At 71.6% G+C, this 14,881-nt stretch carries 14 protein-coding genes; 6 read left to right on the top strand and 8 right to left on the bottom strand.

Going from position 1 to position 14,881, the window contains the following annotated elements:
• Both ABTY15_RS34735 and ABTY15_RS34740 read left to right on the top strand, forming a co-directional pair.
• Positions 1–288: hypothetical protein (locus tag ABTY15_RS34735; protein ID WP_350604733.1), on the top strand; the 288-nt coding region annotated here is incomplete at its 5' end.
• A 213-nt stretch (positions 289–501) separates the two neighbouring features.
• Complete coding sequence (locus ABTY15_RS34740) at positions 502–1,935, top strand: CHAP domain-containing protein (RefSeq protein WP_350604735.1); 1,434 nt, start codon at positions 502–504, stop codon at positions 1,933–1,935.
• A gap of 83 nt (positions 1,936–2,018) precedes the next feature.
• Here ABTY15_RS34740 and ABTY15_RS34745 read toward each other — a convergent pair whose 3' ends face one another.
• The 3 genes from ABTY15_RS34745 to ABTY15_RS34755 all read right to left on the bottom strand — a co-directional run bounded on the left by ABTY15_RS34745 (position 2,019) and on the right by ABTY15_RS34755 (position 6,224).
• Positions 2,019–2,474 carry a MoaF-related domain-containing protein gene (locus tag ABTY15_RS34745; RefSeq protein WP_350604736.1) on the bottom strand — a complete coding sequence of 152 codons (456 nt, stop codon included), beginning with the start codon at positions 2,472–2,474 and terminating at the stop codon, positions 2,019–2,021.
• Between the two features lie 175 nt (positions 2,475–2,649).
• The gene (locus ABTY15_RS34750; RefSeq protein ID WP_350604738.1) at positions 2,650–3,615 is read right to left on the bottom strand and encodes a hypothetical protein; all 966 of its coding nucleotides are present in this window, start codon (positions 3,613–3,615) and stop codon (positions 2,650–2,652) included.
• Positions 3,616–3,761: 146 nt separating this feature from the next.
• Positions 3,762–6,224 (bottom strand): helicase C-terminal domain-containing protein, encoded by a 2,463-nt coding sequence (locus tag ABTY15_RS34755; RefSeq protein WP_350604740.1) that lies wholly within the window; start codon positions 6,222–6,224, stop codon positions 3,762–3,764.
• A gap of 298 nt (positions 6,225–6,522) precedes the next feature.
• Between ABTY15_RS34755 and ABTY15_RS34760 the strand changes: the two genes are divergently transcribed.
• Positions 6,523–7,188 (top strand): DUF4097 family beta strand repeat-containing protein, encoded by a 666-nt coding sequence (locus ABTY15_RS34760; protein WP_350604742.1) that lies wholly within the window; start codon positions 6,523–6,525, stop codon positions 7,186–7,188.
• Positions 7,189–7,301: 113 nt separating this feature from the next.
• On the opposite strand, the gene ABTY15_RS34765 is transcribed toward ABTY15_RS34760, so the two are convergent.
• From ABTY15_RS34765 to ABTY15_RS34780, 4 genes are all read right to left on the bottom strand, one after another.
• Complete coding sequence (locus ABTY15_RS34765; protein WP_350604743.1) at positions 7,302–8,375, bottom strand: hypothetical protein; 1,074 nt, start codon at positions 8,373–8,375, stop codon at positions 7,302–7,304.
• Between the two features lie 164 nt (positions 8,376–8,539).
• Complete coding sequence (locus tag ABTY15_RS34770; RefSeq protein ID WP_350604745.1) at positions 8,540–9,445, bottom strand: hypothetical protein; 906 nt, start codon at positions 9,443–9,445, stop codon at positions 8,540–8,542.
• A gap of 134 nt (positions 9,446–9,579) precedes the next feature.
• On the bottom strand, positions 9,580–10,092 hold the full coding sequence (locus tag ABTY15_RS34775) for a hypothetical protein (protein ID WP_350604747.1): 513 nt from the start codon (positions 10,090–10,092) through the stop codon (positions 9,580–9,582).
• Positions 10,089–11,012: an arginase family protein gene (locus ABTY15_RS34780; RefSeq protein WP_350604749.1), complete on the bottom strand. Its 924-nt coding sequence runs from the start codon at positions 11,010–11,012 to the stop codon at positions 10,089–10,091. Before ABTY15_RS34780 ends, ABTY15_RS34775 begins: the two co-directional genes overlap by 4 nt.
• Before the next feature lie 97 nt (positions 11,013–11,109).
• Here ABTY15_RS34780 and ABTY15_RS34785 point away from each other — a divergent pair, with 97 nt between their 5' ends.
• Together ABTY15_RS34785 and ABTY15_RS34790 are read left to right on the top strand one after the other, a co-directional pair.
• Entirely contained in the window at positions 11,110–11,769 is a 660-nt protein-coding gene (locus tag ABTY15_RS34785) for a CGNR zinc finger domain-containing protein (RefSeq protein ID WP_350604751.1), read from the top strand.
• Between the two features lie 138 nt (positions 11,770–11,907).
• Positions 11,908–12,894: an NAD-dependent epimerase/dehydratase family protein gene (locus tag ABTY15_RS34790; protein ID WP_350604753.1), complete on the top strand. Its 987-nt coding sequence runs from the start codon at positions 11,908–11,910 to the stop codon at positions 12,892–12,894.
• Between the two features lie 117 nt (positions 12,895–13,011).
• On the opposite strand, the gene ABTY15_RS34795 is transcribed toward ABTY15_RS34790, so the two are convergent.
• Positions 13,012–13,860, bottom strand: coding sequence for an SDR family NAD(P)-dependent oxidoreductase (locus tag ABTY15_RS34795; protein WP_350604754.1), 849 nt, complete (start codon positions 13,858–13,860; stop codon positions 13,012–13,014).
• 114 nt (positions 13,861–13,974) lie between these two features.
• Between ABTY15_RS34795 and ABTY15_RS34800 the strand changes: the two genes are divergently transcribed.
• Entirely contained in the window at positions 13,975–14,607 is a 633-nt protein-coding gene (locus tag ABTY15_RS34800; protein WP_350604756.1) for a CGNR zinc finger domain-containing protein, read from the top strand.
• The last annotated feature ends 274 nt before the right edge of the window (positions 14,608–14,881 follow it).

A 14,881-nucleotide genomic window follows, 5' to 3' on the forward strand; every position in this document is an offset into this window, starting at 1 on the left:
GCGTACAACGCGTCCGGGCAGCGGGTGATCGAGGCGGTCGAGGGCGGCGTGCTGCACGAGATCTACAACGACACCTCCGGCACCTGGCACGACAACGCCGTTTCCGGCGTCGGAGGCGGCGTCAGCGCCGTCGCGGTCCACGTCAAGCCCGACAACACCCGCGTGATCGAGGCCGTCGAGGGCGGCACCCTGCACGAGATCTACAACGACACCGCCGGGAACTGGTACGACAACGCGATCCCCGGCCAGGCCGGCAGCGCCACGGCCCTCTCGTTCTCGCTGGCCTGACGCCCGCGTGCTGGCCTGACGTCCGCACCGCCGTGACCTCCGCACGGCCGTGACGTCCTTCGCGCTGCCCTGACGCCCGAGCGCCATCGCGCACTTGGCCGCACCCGGCGCCGCACCCGGCGCCGCACCCGGCCGCAGCCGGCGCGCCGCTCCTGGCGCCGCACCCGGCCCCACGACTTCTCTCAACACCCTTACCCGAAAGTTGACTTCGCCATGTCCAAGAACCTCTCCCGCCGCCTCCTCGCCACCGCCGTCGCCGCCGGCACGCTGGTGCCCGCCCTGATGCTCGGCGCCCCGAGCGCGTCCGCCAGCGTGGGCTCGACGATCGTCGGCATCGCCGCCGCCAACATCGGCAACGGAGCCTGCGACACCAACAGTGCGGGCGGCAAGGGCTACTACTCCAGTTGCAGCGGCGGCCCGGAGAACTGGTGCGCGGACTTCGCCAAGTGGGTCTGGGCGCAGGACGGCGCGGACGTCACCGGGCTGGATCCCCGGGCCGGCAGCTTCGGCCGCTACAACGGCGGTCTGCACAGCACCCCGCACGTCGGCGACGCCGTGCTCTTCAACTACAACGGGGCCGACTACGCCGACCACGTCGCCATCGTCACGGCCGTCAACAGCGACGGCACGATCAACGACATCGGCGGCAACCAGAGCGGTTCGCACGGCAACTGGGCCGCCACCTCACACGTCACCGCCAACAACCACTTCAACGGCGCGGTCGGCAGCTACCTCGGCGGGCAGCGGATCAGCGGCTACGTCTCGCCCATCGGCGGTCGGGACGCCTCCACCCCGCCGCCGCCCCCGGCGCCGCCGGTCAAGAACAACCGGGTGATCGAGACCGTCGAGGGCGGCGCGCTGCACGAGGTCTACACCGACGCCACCGGCTGGCACGACAACGCCGTCCCGGGCATCCCGGGCAACATCAACGCCCTCGCCTTCTCGTACAACTCGACGGGTGCCCGCGTGGTCGAGGCCGCCGAGGACGGCGTACTGCACGAGATCTACACCGACCCGGCCGGCGACTGGCACGACAACGTCGTCCCCGGCATCGGCACCGGCATCAGCGCGCTGGCCTTCTCCTACAACGCGCAGGGCAACCGCGTGATCGAGGCGGTGGAGAACGGCACGCTGCACGAGATCTACTCGGACCCGGCCGGCGACTGGCACGACAACGCCGTCCCCGGCGTCGGGACCGGTATCACCGCCCTCGCCTTCTCCTACAACGCGCAGGGCAACCGCGTGATCGAGGCGGTGGAGGACGGCGCCCTGCACGAGATCTACTCCGACGACGCCGGCAACTGGCACGACAACGCGATCCCCGGCGTCGGCACCGGCATCACCGCGCTCGCCTTCTCCTACAACGCGGCCGGCCAGCGCGTGATCGAGGCCTCCGAGGGCGGCGTGCTGCACGAGATCTACAACGACACCTCCGGCACCTGGCACGACAACGCCGTCCCCGGCGTCGGCACCGGCATCAGCGCGCTCGCCCTGCGCGTCAAGGCTGACGGCAGCCGGGTGATCGAGGCGGTCGAGAACGGCACGCTGCACGAGATCTACAATGACGCGGCCGGCACCTGGTACGACAACGCGATCCCCGGCCAGGCCGGCAACGCCACGGCCCTCTCGCTCGACCTGCGCAGCTAACTGGTACTCGGCTGGTACCCGGCCAGTACCCGGTCAGGGACGCGTGCCCGGTGCGGACTTCCGCACCGGGCACGCGGCGTTCGCTAGGAGACCTGCGAGATGGTCGCGTGGTAGAGCGCGCCCGAGCGGGTGCCGGTGCTGTCGGTCGAGGTGACGTAGAACTCCACCGTGCGCTTCTCGAAGTCGACGACCTGGCTGACGGTCACGTCACCGGGCTCGATCCAGGAGATGAAGTACTGTCTCGCGCCGGTCTGCACGGCCAGGTCCGGGGCGGTGAAGGTTCTGCCCACGTTGGAGCCCTTGACGGTGAGGCCGGTCACCGACGTGCCGTCCGCCGAGAAGGTGTTGCGGTAGACGGCGCCGGTGTCCACGGTCACCAGGTACGCGTGACCGGCGAACGGGGGGAGGTGGTTGGTCTTGCTGTCGGAGACGGCTATCGGGTTTGAGTCCGCGGCGGACGCCTGGCTGGCGACGAATGTGGCCGAACCGGCGAGGGACAGTGCGGCGGCGGCCGCGAGAGCGACGAACTGGCGCTTCATGGGATTCCTTCCAGGGGATCCGATTGGGCGGGCGGTGCGGTTCAGTACGTGATGGAGCACGACGGACCGGTGTGGCGGATCCGCACGGGAGTTCTTCCACGCGCGCCTGATGCTCATGCCGGAGCAATTGTCAAGACCTGTGGATTTGCCAGCTGTTCTGGCAGGGAAGCGATGGTCAGGCGTCGGCGGGGGGCGTCAGCATCGTGGCGAGTCGGTCAACGCCGAATCCGCTGATCAGGAGGCGTTCCTTGCGGCTTCCGGTGAGGCGCTGGGTCCAGCCGACGAACCCGCCGTCCGCGATCTCCAGTCGCTGACCGTCGACGGTTGCAAAGATCTTGAAGCACAGGTCGGTGTAGTAGCCGCGTCCGGTCACCCGGTCGGGATCGTCGACGAGGTCGACGCCCGGTGTCCCGGCCAGCTCCGTACGTGCGCGGGCCAGGACCGGAGCGGCGGACTCGTCGAGGCACGTGATGCGGATCTCGGTACGCTGCACACCAGCACGTGCCATCGCCCGGACGGCGAAACGCAGGTGCTCGACCAGGTGCTGCTGCTCGAAGGCCCGGCTGCCGGTGTCCCGGCCGGCGGTCACCAGGGCGAACAGCAGGAAGTGGGCGAGCATGCCGGGCGCGTCGAAGTGCTGGGCCCGCACCACCCGTTGGCTGGCGGCCAGCCGGACCGGCACGGCCGAACGGGGATCGGCGGCCAGGGCCTGGGTCCGCCGCTGGGCCGCTTCCAGGGCCAGGGCATTGGTCGGGTCGGCCGCGACCTCGCTGCCACGAATGGTGGCGACGACCTTGCGCGGGTCGACGGTCGCGACCGCTGTATGCGCCGCCAGCGGGACGAGCGGAGCCAACGCGAGCATCTGGAAGTCATCCGGCAGCGCCGAGAGCAGGAAGTCCTCGGCCCGCCGTAGTTGCGCGAACCCCGTCGGGGCCGGGGTCACGAACCGGTCGGTCCGATAGCGCCGCATCACCTCGGCCGGGGTGAGCCGACCGGCGCGGCGTCGGAAGACTTCCAGGAGCAGCGTGGTCAGATCCGCCCCGGTCAGTTCTTCGGCCAGCAGGTCCAGCAGCTCCGGCCCGCCCGCCTCGGCCAGCACCCGACGCAACGCCGGACCGGCCGAGTATTCATCACTCGTCATGGCGGAGCAGTATCGCCTGGCCGGCATCGGCGGGACCATCGCTTTTCCGCACGTCGTGGTTGTGGCCGTGGCCGTCATGCCGCCGCTCGTGGGTCGAGGTGCGTTGACGGACACGGTGCGGGGGTGGATGGCCCCTTGTCACCGGGCTATACGGGCATCACCCCGTGGATGCGGGAGATGGTGAACACGCGTTCGTCGTCGCGCAGGTGGCACCAGGCGTGGAGGTAGGGGGCGTCCAGGGCGAGTCGGCTGAGGGTGCGGACGGTGGCGTTGCCGGAGGTGGCGACGTACTCGATGGTGATCGCGAGGCCGTCGTTGACGGCGTGGGCCAGCTGGCGGACGTCGGTGAAGGTCAGGTTGCGCGCGTGGCCGGCGATGATCTCCTCGGTGTCGCTGGCGTAGGGGCGGCCGTCCCACGGGTCGGGCTCGGGGATGTCCTGCGGGGCGGCCCGTAGCCGGGCGGCGAGGGCGCTGAGGTCGACGGCCGTTGAGTGGACCTCCGTCCGTCGTGGCCGGGGCCGGTCGGCGGGCAGGCGCGGGGACGGGAGCGGGTTCGCCGCGCGTGGTCGCTGGGCCCGTTCGATGCGGACGGAGCCGTCGGGCTGCTCGGCGACGGGGGCGTAGCCGGCGGAGCGCAGGGCCGCGAGGGTCTGGTCCGGTGAGGACCGGCTGAGCAGCACCGTCGGTGCCAGGTGCCGCAGGCCGAGTTGGGCGGCGAGCTTGCGGTGAGCGGCCAGTTCGGCCAGCAGGGCGGGCTCCTCGCCGTGGATGACGCAGGCCGCGGCGACGACGCGGACCCGGCCGTGGCTGCGCGCGGTGTCGTGGATCAGGTACGTGAGCGGCTGGGGGAGGGGCTCGACGGCGACGGCGGTCAGGTCGGCGGTGATGCTGTCCGAGGTGAGGCCGGAGTCGAGGGCGCGGCGGACGGTTCCCGGGCTGAACCGCCATACGGACGCCGCGCCGGCGCTCTCCCGGTCCGCGACGGCATCGAGCAGCGTGGCGAGGGCAGCCGACGGAGTGCCGGTGACCACGGCCGTGAGGTCGCTGCCGAAGCGGGCGGTGTCGCTGGCGGCGGGCAGCAGCCGCCGGCAGGCGTCGGTCAGTGCGTCCGTCCCTGCGTCTGTCAGTCCGTCGGCGTCATCGGCGAGCAGGGCGGCCCCGAGCGGGGACGGGGCCCCGAGGGCGAGGACGCCGAGCAGTTCCGTTTCGCGGATCAGGGTGGCGAACGGTGTTGTGTCCTGGGGGAGTTCATCGGCGAGCGGACGGTGCCAGACGACCAGCGGCCCCAGCTCGCCCGCGTCCGTCGCGCCTTCGCCCGCCGGGAGCCGGGACGCCGCCGCGAGCAGCCCGTGCCGGGCCTGGACGCAGTCGGTGCAGGGCGGCGTCCCGGCGAGGGCCGGCAGCGCCTTCCCCTCCTCGTCCCGGCTCCCGCCGGGGGTGAGCGGCAGCGTCCACCACGCCCGGAGGAGCACGGCGAGTTGGTCGGCCGGTTCCTCCTCGGCCCAGGTGTCGTAGGCCCCGGTCGCCGCGACCCGGTCGCCGTCCCGGGTCAGCAGCCCGGCCGTGCCCGCCGTCTCCAGTGCGAGGCGCACCACGAGTTCGTCGCACTGCGCGGCCTTGCCGATCCGGGACAGTTCGCGGGTGCCGATCCCGCCGGCCTTCAGCCGGGCCGGGGGAGCGGCGGCGCACACCCTGAGCACGGAGGCGGCGTGGGCGGCGAAGGCCATCGAGGCGGCTGCGGCCTCCCGTTCGACCTCCGCAGCGGTGACGGGCACCGACCGTACGGCGGGCGGGACGGGCGTGAACGGGGCGTACCAGTCGGGGCCGCGCAGCGCGATCGCCACCTCCGCGGGCATGCGGGCCGGACCGTAGCGGTAGCGGTCCCGGATCAGCAGCCCGCGTTCCAGCGCCCATCGTTCGCCCGGATCGGAGCCGGGCTGCGGAGTGCCGAACATGACGAAGTCCGGTCGCTTCGGGGCCGCCTGATGTGCCCGCTGCTCCAGGTGTTTCCGGGCGGCTGCGGGGGCCTTGGCCACCAGCGCAATGACCCGGGCCGGATCGCCGTGGTGGTCGAGCAGCGCCGTCAGCCGCTTCTGCTTGTTGCTGTTGCCGGAAGGCTTGATCCCGATCTTCGCCAGTACGCGCGCCAGCTCCTCGGAGGTGGTGTTCGCGAGGAGTTGGGCCAGCGGCGGGTCCAGGCCCAGGGGTGTGTCCCAGGCCTGCCGCAGCGGTGCCGACAGGCGGAGCAGCCCGTCGTCGTCCGTCCAGACCAGGGTGTGATCGGCCAGCGCCGCCAGCACGGTGTCCAGCTCGCGGGCGCGTTCCCCGTCGTCCACCGCGTCCAGGAGGTCTGCCAGGACGTCCCGCGGGGTCGGCGTGAGCGCGGCGAGCGCCTCCGCCACCTGGAGGTACGGCAGTACGAGCCGGGGCAGTGCCAGCGCCACCGACGCCGGGCGTTGCAGACGGTCCGCCAGTTCACCGACCGACCGCGGCTCCGGAGCCGACACCACGTCGGGACGCGCCGCCAGGACCCGCGCCAGCCCAGCCGCGTCGAGACCGCGCAGCCAGGTGGCCAGGGTCGATCCGCTTGCCTTGCTGATGGGGAACACCTCACCGCGTAGGAGGAACACCGTCCTGACCCGGCGTCGGACGGACCTCAAGGATGGCGCATCCAGGGGACGGGCGTGGGCCTCTTCCGACCCCCTCCAGAGCGTTCACTTCTCATCCATTGCAATGCTTCGGGTGATGATCGTTGCGTTGATTCCCATGCTGTTGCAACAGTTTATCTGCCTTGAGCTGCGATGATGCAGGTCACTTGCAACAAGCGTGTTGCCGGACAGTGGAAAGCAACGTAGCGTTTCCGTTGTCAGAAACAAGCGGGCAAGCAAGCGAACACAGGAGACCACGATGCAGAAGTTCGACACCGCCGCCCCGATCGCCGTCGTCCTGGACATCCCCGGCGGCCGCGTCCAGTTCATCGCCGCCGACCGCGCCGACACCACTGTCGAGATCCAGCCCGTCAACCCGGCCAAGCGCCGTGACGTCCAGACCACCGAGCAGACCACCGTCTCCTTCACCGACGGCGCCCTGCGGATCGCCACCCCCGGCGCCGGGAACCGGATCCTCGGCCCCTCCGGGTCCATGGAGATCACCGTCAAGCTGCCCGCCGGCTCGCACGTCGAGGCCAGGACCGCCTGCTGCGAGCTGCGCTCCGTCGGCCGCCTCGGGGACGTCGTCTTCGACGGCGCGTACCGCCAGATCAAGATCGACGAGGCCGCGAGCGTGCGCCTCACCGCCGTCGACGGCGATGTCGAGGTCGGTCGGCTGGGCGGTCCCGCCGAGATCAGCACCGCCCGGGGCGACATCCGGATCACCGAGGCCGCGCGCGGCACGCTCGTGCTCAACACCAACTCCGGCGACATCACCGTCGGCGCCGCCCGCGGCGTCTCGGCCGCCCTGGACGCCGGCACCGGTCACGGTCGCATCGGCAACGCCCTCAAGAACGACGGCACCACCGAGCTCGACATCCGCGCCACCACCCCCTACGGCGACATCACCGCCCGCAGCCTCTGAAGCGGAACCCACAACACCGCCGCCAGGGGGAACGGATGACGTGGAACAGCACACTGCCCTCGGTCGGCGCCGCCCCCCCCGGCTCGGCGGAGTTGATCAATTACCCCGATTTCTCAGGCGAAGGCGACCTGGGAGACCCGGGCGCGGTAGAACCGGGGCGTGTACCCGTAGCTGGCGTCGAGCCCCTTCGACCTCGTGCGCAGGCCCTGGGCGTCGAAGAAGTCGATGTGGTCGTTCCACCAGTCCTCCTGGCGGGTCGAGTCGGTGGCCCCGATCGCCTGGAGCCAGAAGCTCTCGCCGGAGGCGACCCGGGCGAAGGACTTCACCCCGGTCGTCGGGAGCGGCTCTATCGGCCCGATCCAGTGCGGACCGACCACCGGACCGCTGGCCGGTCGCTTGTAGTCCGTCGGGTGCCACGGAACGACCTTGCCGGTCGACTTGGAGACCTGGTTGACGGTGGAGCCGTCGGTCATCAGGAGGTAGTCGGAGGCGCTCAGGTCGGTGTCCAGGCTGTGGCCGCCGGTGACGGCGATCATCTGCTCGTTCTTGAGTGCGAAGTCCTGGTAGGAGGTGCCCGACCAGCTGTACTTGATCAGCCACTTGGTGCCGAGCACCCAGAGGAAGGTCCCGTCGTACCAGACGCCGTGCGCGCCCTCGTAGTCGAAGGCGAGGGCCTTCTTCAGGGTGGACATGTCGTCCGTCCGACCGGGTGCCGGTGCATAGACGGTCAGGAGGCCGGGCTCGCTGGAGGCGACCACGATGGCCCCGATACCCGGGATCCGCTCGATCCCGTGCGGGTTGCCGTAGGGGGTCTCGTGCCAGAGCAGCGGGGCGTTCGGGTTGTTGAGGTCGCCGATGTCGACGATCCCGACCTTCCCGTACGAGGCGGTGACCAGGGCGATCCAGCCGTGCGCCGTGGTGTTGCGGAACTTGACGTCGGAGAGGTTCCGCCAGGTGGCGCGGTTGTCGGCCGTGTCGGCCGGCGGCGTCCAGATCCACTTGCGGTTGGCCGGGGTCCAGGTCTCGTCCGCCGAGTCGTGGAGCAAGATCTGGTTCTTGAACTGCTCGCAGAGGGCGATGTGGTACGAGCCGGCCGCCTGGGCCGCGGTGGCGGGCAGGGCCAGTGTGGCCAGCGGTCCGCCGAGGGCGGTGGCGGCCAGGCCTTTGAGCAGTGAACGACGGTGCATGTGTCCCCCCGGAGAGCTGATGGTTCGCTGTCGCACGAAGCTATCGCATGCACGTTCGGGCTCACCGGGGGGGGGAGGGGGAGGGGGCTGATGCGGTTTCCGGTGACGGTGAATCGCCAGCCAGTCCCCCGACGCTTTGTCACCGGGGGCTCTGGTGTGCGCTGCTAGACCCAGGACCACGGGTTCTTCGAGCCCTTCGCGGCCCAGTCGCTGTTGTACTCGCAGGTGATCGGGCTCCCGCTGCCGTCCGTGCCGGTCTGGTTGCGCCATGCCTTGGGGCACGCCTCGCCCTTGTGGAAGCAGTTCCCCGAGCTGGTGAGTGGGTTGCAGGCGGCCGGGGGCTGGGGGGCGGCAACGGTCGGGGGCTGGGGGGCGACAACGGTCGGCTCGGGAGCCGGGGCCTGGGTCGTGTGCACCGGGGCGGGCGTCGTGTGGACGGGGGCGGGCGTCGTGTGCACCGGGGTCGGCGTGTACGTGTTCTGCGGCGGCGTGCTCGCCTCGGCCACGGCGGAAGGTTGGCCGGTCGCCGGGGCCTCGGTGGTGGGGGCGGTGGTCGCGGCGGCCGTGGCCGTCGTCGGCGCGGGAGTGGCCGGGGTGGGCGCGGGCGCCGGGGTTGATCCGTCCTCGTTGAGGCCGAGGGCACCACGATCGCACCCGTTGCTGTACGCGGTCTGCTGGGAGTTGGAGAACCCACTGACGGGCCCGTTGACCACGGCCCTCGACTGGTTGCCGCACATGTTGCTGGTCGCTGTGGACGCCGGCCCCGGGTGCTGCTTGCCGTAGGCGTACCCGGCGTCCATGGCGGCCTGGTCGCTGGGGAAGGTGGTACCGGTGGTCAGCATGGCGGGCGACGCCGCGGCCGCGGCGGGCGTCGTCTGCGCGGGCTTGGCGGGAGCGAACATCGCCGCCAGGTAGATCACGCAGTACGTGCCCAGCAGCACGGCGCACAGCGTCTTCACGGCCTTCGGCCGGTTGCTCCGGTACAGGAACCAGACGCCCACCGGGGGCAGCAGGAAGGCGCCCAGTACCTTGGGCCAGGTCCGGCGGGTGGGAGCGGAGTCGGTAGTCACGGGCCGCCAACCTACTGGTTCTATAAACGTGTTGGGTGATGTTCGATTAACCGAACCGTGTGATCAACCAGCACGGGCCTGGCCAGGTGATCACCCAGTGTCTCGGATCGTCCCGACGGGGCGTATCGAGCCGTTCAGGCACGGAGGCGACGGGCGTCGACCTCCTGGTCGAGCCGCCAGGTGTGGCCGCCGTCGGTGGATCGCTCGTTGCGCCAGTGGAAGGTGTCGGCGGTGATGTCGGTGAAGGTCCAGCGGATGAGGGCGCTGCCGGTGGCGCGTTCCATGACGATCTCGTCGCCGATCTGACGGGCGTACATGTGGACCGGGTCGCCGTGGGTGGTGCCGTGGAAGGTGAACCGCCACAGGTGCAGGCGCGGATCCCAGATGCGCACGCACAGGCCGCACTCCTGGTCCGGAGCGCGACCCGCGGCGGGGAGTTCCTCGCGCCCGGGCCACTGCCAGACGTCCAGGACCGCTCTGCCCTCCAGGGCGTAGCCGAACTCCCATTCGCCGTTGACGTGGCGGGCCGGTGAGCCGTCGGTGGGGTAGTGGGTGATCCGGGTCGCCCAGTGTCCGGTCAGGCGTCCGAACTGCTCCATCTCGGTCGGGTGGAGGGGGTTGGGGCCGTCGGCGAGCAGGGTCTTCATGCGCCTGCCTTCATGGTCGTGAGTGGGGTCAGGGCGGAGGCGAGGCAGTCGACGATCGGACCGGCGTACGTGCCGTCCGGGTCGAGTTCCGGGTCGTAGATGGCGACGTCGAGCCCCACCACCCGGCCGGTGCCGACCAGGGTCGAGACGAGTTCGGCGAGCTGGGGGAAGTCCAGGCCGGGCCGGCCGGGGGAGTCGACCGCGGGCAGCACGCGTTCGTCGAGTACGTCGAGGTCGAGGTGGAGCCAGACGCGGTCCAGCCCGCGCCGTTCCAGGTGGCGGACGACCTGCTCGCCCAGGTCGGCGATGCCGATCCGCTGGATCTCCTGGGCGGTGAAGCGGGTGACCGGGGGTGTCTCCTCGTCGTCCTCCTCCCGGTCGCCGATCTGGACCACGTCCTCGTCGGCGACCAGCGGTCGGCCCACCACGGGCCAGTGGGTGAGCAGCAGTTCGCCCCGGCCGGTGGCCAGGGCCAGGTCCATTCCGGCCGCCGAGCCGAGGGACGCACCGGCGTCGTGGTTGCCGGGGTGGCGGAAGTCGCTGTGCCCGTCGAGGTGGACCAGGCCGCAGTGTCCGTGGCGCCGGGCGCCCAGCAGGCAGCCCAGCAGGATGCTGCAGTCGCCGCCGAGGACGACCGGGAACCGGGAGGCGTCGAGCGCGGCCTCGACCGCGTCGCCGAGCCGCAGCGTGTGCTCGCGGATGGTCACTCCGTTACGGATGCGGGTCGCGGGCTGCGCGTCGAAGTCGTAGGGCGGACGGTCGAGCTCTACCACTAGGGCTGGCCGTAGCCGTGCTTCCAGTCCTGCGGACAGCAGCGCTTGCGGGGCCCGCCAGGTGCCGGGCTCGTGCGCCGGCGTGGACGGTCGCAGGCCGAGGTTCCAGGGGGCCGTGATGAGTTCGACGGCGGCATCAGCAGCCATGGGCGTCTCCAATCAGCCAGGAGCAATCCAACCGGATAACATCAGTACACTGGTTGGATGGAGCAGGGCAAGAGCGAGAGACGAAAGGCGGTCGCGCGTGGCGGGAACCATCGGGCCCCACACCTTCAGGCCCCGTGACCTGGTCGGCGGACACCTCGTCATCGACCTGGTGAACACGGTCACGGCGCGTGACGCGCAACCGATCGACTGGCTCGACGGCTACCCGCGCCTGCTGGAATGGGCCGCCCTCACCGGTCACTTCGCCCCCGCCGACCTCGCGGACCTGCGGCGGCTGGCCGAGGCCGAGCCCGGCCGGGCCGCGCAGGCCCTGGACCGTACCCGCGAGCTGCGCGAGGCCCTGCACGACCTGATCACCGCGCTGGTCCACCAGGACGACCCCGTCCCCGCGCAGGCGGTCGACCAGGTCGGGGACCACTGGAGACACGCGGCCGCCCGTACGCGCCTCACCGTCCGGGCGAACACGCCGCAGCTCCAGGTCGGCATCGAGACCTCGGGGCTCGACTACCTCAACGACGAAATCGCCCTCCAGGCGTTCGACCTGCTCCGGGCGCTGCCGCTGGAACGCACCCGCGTCTGCCCCGGCCAGCGGTGCGGCTGGGTGTTCATCGACAGCTCGCGGGGCGGCCGCCGCCGCTGGTGCGACATGGGGACGTGCGGGAACTCCGCCAAGGGCCGAACCCACTACCAGCGGAAACGAGCCGACGACGGTTCGGGCGCGGGCGCGGCCGGGCCCTGACGGAGGATTGCCCAGGGGTACACAGCCGGTACACGGCCCGCTACCACGTCAGCCGGCCCGACGCGTTGCGCCCTCGGCGATTCTGCTGACAGCGACAAAGGTTGGACAGGGCACCGGCGTACGAGAACAGTGGCCGGCATGCGACTTCTCATGCTCGGCGGTTCCGGCTTCGTCGGCCGCGCCATCGTCAACGAGGCCCTGTCCCGCGACTGGGACGTGACTCTCCTGCACCGCGGCAACCGCCGCCCACCGTCCGGCGCGAAGGTGCTGCGCGGCGACCGGACCGCGCCGGACGGTCTGGCCGAGCTCGCCGACGGGGCGTGGGACCTGGTGGTGGACACCTGGTCCGCACAGCCGTCGGTGGTGCGTGACGCCGCCGCTCTCCTGGCGAAGCGGGCCGGGCGGTACGTCTACGTCTCCAGCTGCTCGGTCTACGCCGACCCGGTCGACCACGCCGCGGCCGAGAACGGCGTCCTGGTCGACGGCTCGCCGGACGACGGCGAGGTGCCCTACCCGCAGGCCAAGCGCGGCGGGGAACTCGCCGTCACGGATGCCTTCGGCGAGGACCGTTCGCTGCTGCTGCGCGCCGGACTGATCCTCGGCCCGGGCGAGGACATCGGTCGGCTGACCTGGTGGCTCGGGCGGATCGCCCGCGGCGGGCCCGTCCTCGCTCCCGGCCCGCGCGACCTGCCGTTGCAGTACATCGACACCCGCGACCTGGCGATCTGGGCCCTGGACGCCGCCGTTCGCGGGCTGTCGGGCCCGTACAACCTGGTGAGCCGGCCCGGACACGCCACGATCGGCGAGCTGCTGGAGGCGTGCGTGGCGGCCACCGGTTCGGACGCGCAGCTGCGCTGGACGGAGCCCGAACGGATCGCCGCCGCCGGGATCGAGCCGTGGACCCAGCTGCCGATCTGGGTGCCGCCCGGCGAGCTGCACGACTACGTGTACGGCGTGCAGACGGCCCGGGCCCATGCGGAGGGGCTGCGGTGCCGGCCGGTCACCGAGACGGTCGCCGACACCTGGGAGTGGCTGCGGAGCCTGGACGGGGTGTCGCCGCAGCGCCCGGACCGTCCGGTCCTCGGACTGGACGCCGCGGTCGAAGCCGCCGCCCTGGGCGGCTGACACCGCCGGGGGCGCAGCGGCTGTCAGCGCCGTGGCCCCCGGCGGGACTTGCGATTGACACCGCCGGGGGCACCGCAGCCATCAGCGTCGCGGCTCCCGGCGGGACTGGACGTGCGACTACCTGTCGACGGCGTCGGTCACGTTCGCCCAGCCGTCCAGGTCTGCGATGCGCGCCTCCAGCGCGGCGCGCATGCCCGTGGCGCCGGAGGTGCCGAGGGCCAGGCGCAGCGGAGGGTTGGGGCTGTCGATCGCGGTCCGGATGCCTTCGGCGATCCGTGCCGCGGTGGCGAACGCGGAGACCGGCAACTCGCCGATGCCCTTCTGAACCTCGCGGACGGTCTGGTCGTAGTCGGCCAGGCCGTTCGCCACATCGAGGTTGGCCAGGAAGGAGGTCGCGGTGAACCCGGGCTGGATGATCGTGACCTTGATGCCGAGCGGTGCGACCTCGGCCGCCAGCGCGTCCGACAGCCCCTCGACCGCGTGCTTGGTCGCGGCCAGCAGCCCCACGCCGGGATGGGCGGACTGTCCGTAGACGGACGAGCCCTGGAGGATGTGCCCGGACCGCTGGGCGCGGAGCACCGGCAACGTCGCGCGGAGCACGTTGAGCACGCCGAAGACGTTGGTGTCGAACACGGCGCGGGCCTGTGCGTCGGAGGCCTCCTCGACGGCTCCGAACAGTCCGTAGCCGGCGTTGTTGGCCACCACGTCGATGCGGCCGAACCGTGCGAGCGTGCGCTCCACCGCTTCCCGGACGGCCTGCTCGTCACGCACGTCCGCCGGGATGAGGAGCAGGCGCTTGCCGTGCACGTCGGCCAGTTCGTCCAGGGATGCGGTGTCGCGGGCGAGTGCCGCGACGGCGTCGCCGTTCTCGAGCGCCTGGAGCGTCAGTTCGCGGCCGATGCCGGACGTCGCGCCGGTGATCAGCCAGGTGCGGGGGTGGGTCTGCTGGTTGGATGTTCCATTCATGTTGCGACCGTAATGACTTAGCTCGCAACGAGTCAAGCGGGATGACGCTCCCGGTTGCCCGTTAGACGGATTAGTGCCTCTTCCCGCCTCTCCCCGCTGGGGTAGGGTGAGGGCATGAGCAGTGCGGCAGCCGGATCTCCCAAACTCAGCCCGCGCACCGTCACGCCGGCGGTGGAGACCGTGCTCGCGTTCGTGAACACGCGCGCGGACGGGTCCGGGCGGCAGGAGTTGTTCGGGGACGGGGACTCGTTCGCGGCGTGGCTGGCGGAGTACGACGAGTACGACGAGTTCGGCGGCGGCGGTGGCGGCGAAACCGGGGCGACCGATGCCGATGCGGCGGCCGCGCGCGAGCTGCGCGATGCCCTGGTGACCGTGCTGCTCGCGCACTCCGGCGACGAGGAGAGCCTGGGCGAGCCGCTGCAACGTGCCGAGCGGCACCTGCGGCGCGCGGGTGCGCTCTACCCGCTGGCGACGGTGGTCACGGCCGGCGGTGTCGAACTGGCGTCGCAGCAGGCGGGGGTGGAGCGCGTGTTCGGAACCGTACTGGCGGCGGTGACGACCTTCGCCCAGAGCAGCGACTGGGGGCGCATCAAGGCGTGCCGGAACCCCCCGTGCCATTTCGGTTTCTTCGACCGCACCCGCAACGGCGGAGGGCTGTACTGCAGCCCCGGCTGCGGCTCCCAGGTGTCCATGCGCAACTACCGCCAGCGGCAGCGCCAGGGGACTCAGGAGCCGCTCCAGGCGTGAGGACGCGCTGCCGTCGCGGAGCCTGCCGCGGTGGCAGGGCCGAGGGCGGCGTCGACGAGCCCGGGGGTCCCGACGATGCCTGATCCGTCGGAGAGTTCGCCGCGGCTGGCGGAGTCGTCCCTGGTCAGGCCCGGTCAGGCCCATGAGGCCCGATCAGGCCTGATCAGGGACATCAGCGCTGTGCGGGAACGCCGACGGATACGACTGCGTGCATTCCTGGCGAGGCCGGGCGCGCCGGGAGCGCGCCCGGGGCGCCCCGCCCGACCCAAACACC

It is taken from the genome of Kitasatospora sp. NPDC097643 (assembly GCF_040302625.1).
GTDB lineage: Bacteria > Actinomycetota > Actinomycetes > Streptomycetales > Streptomycetaceae > Kitasatospora.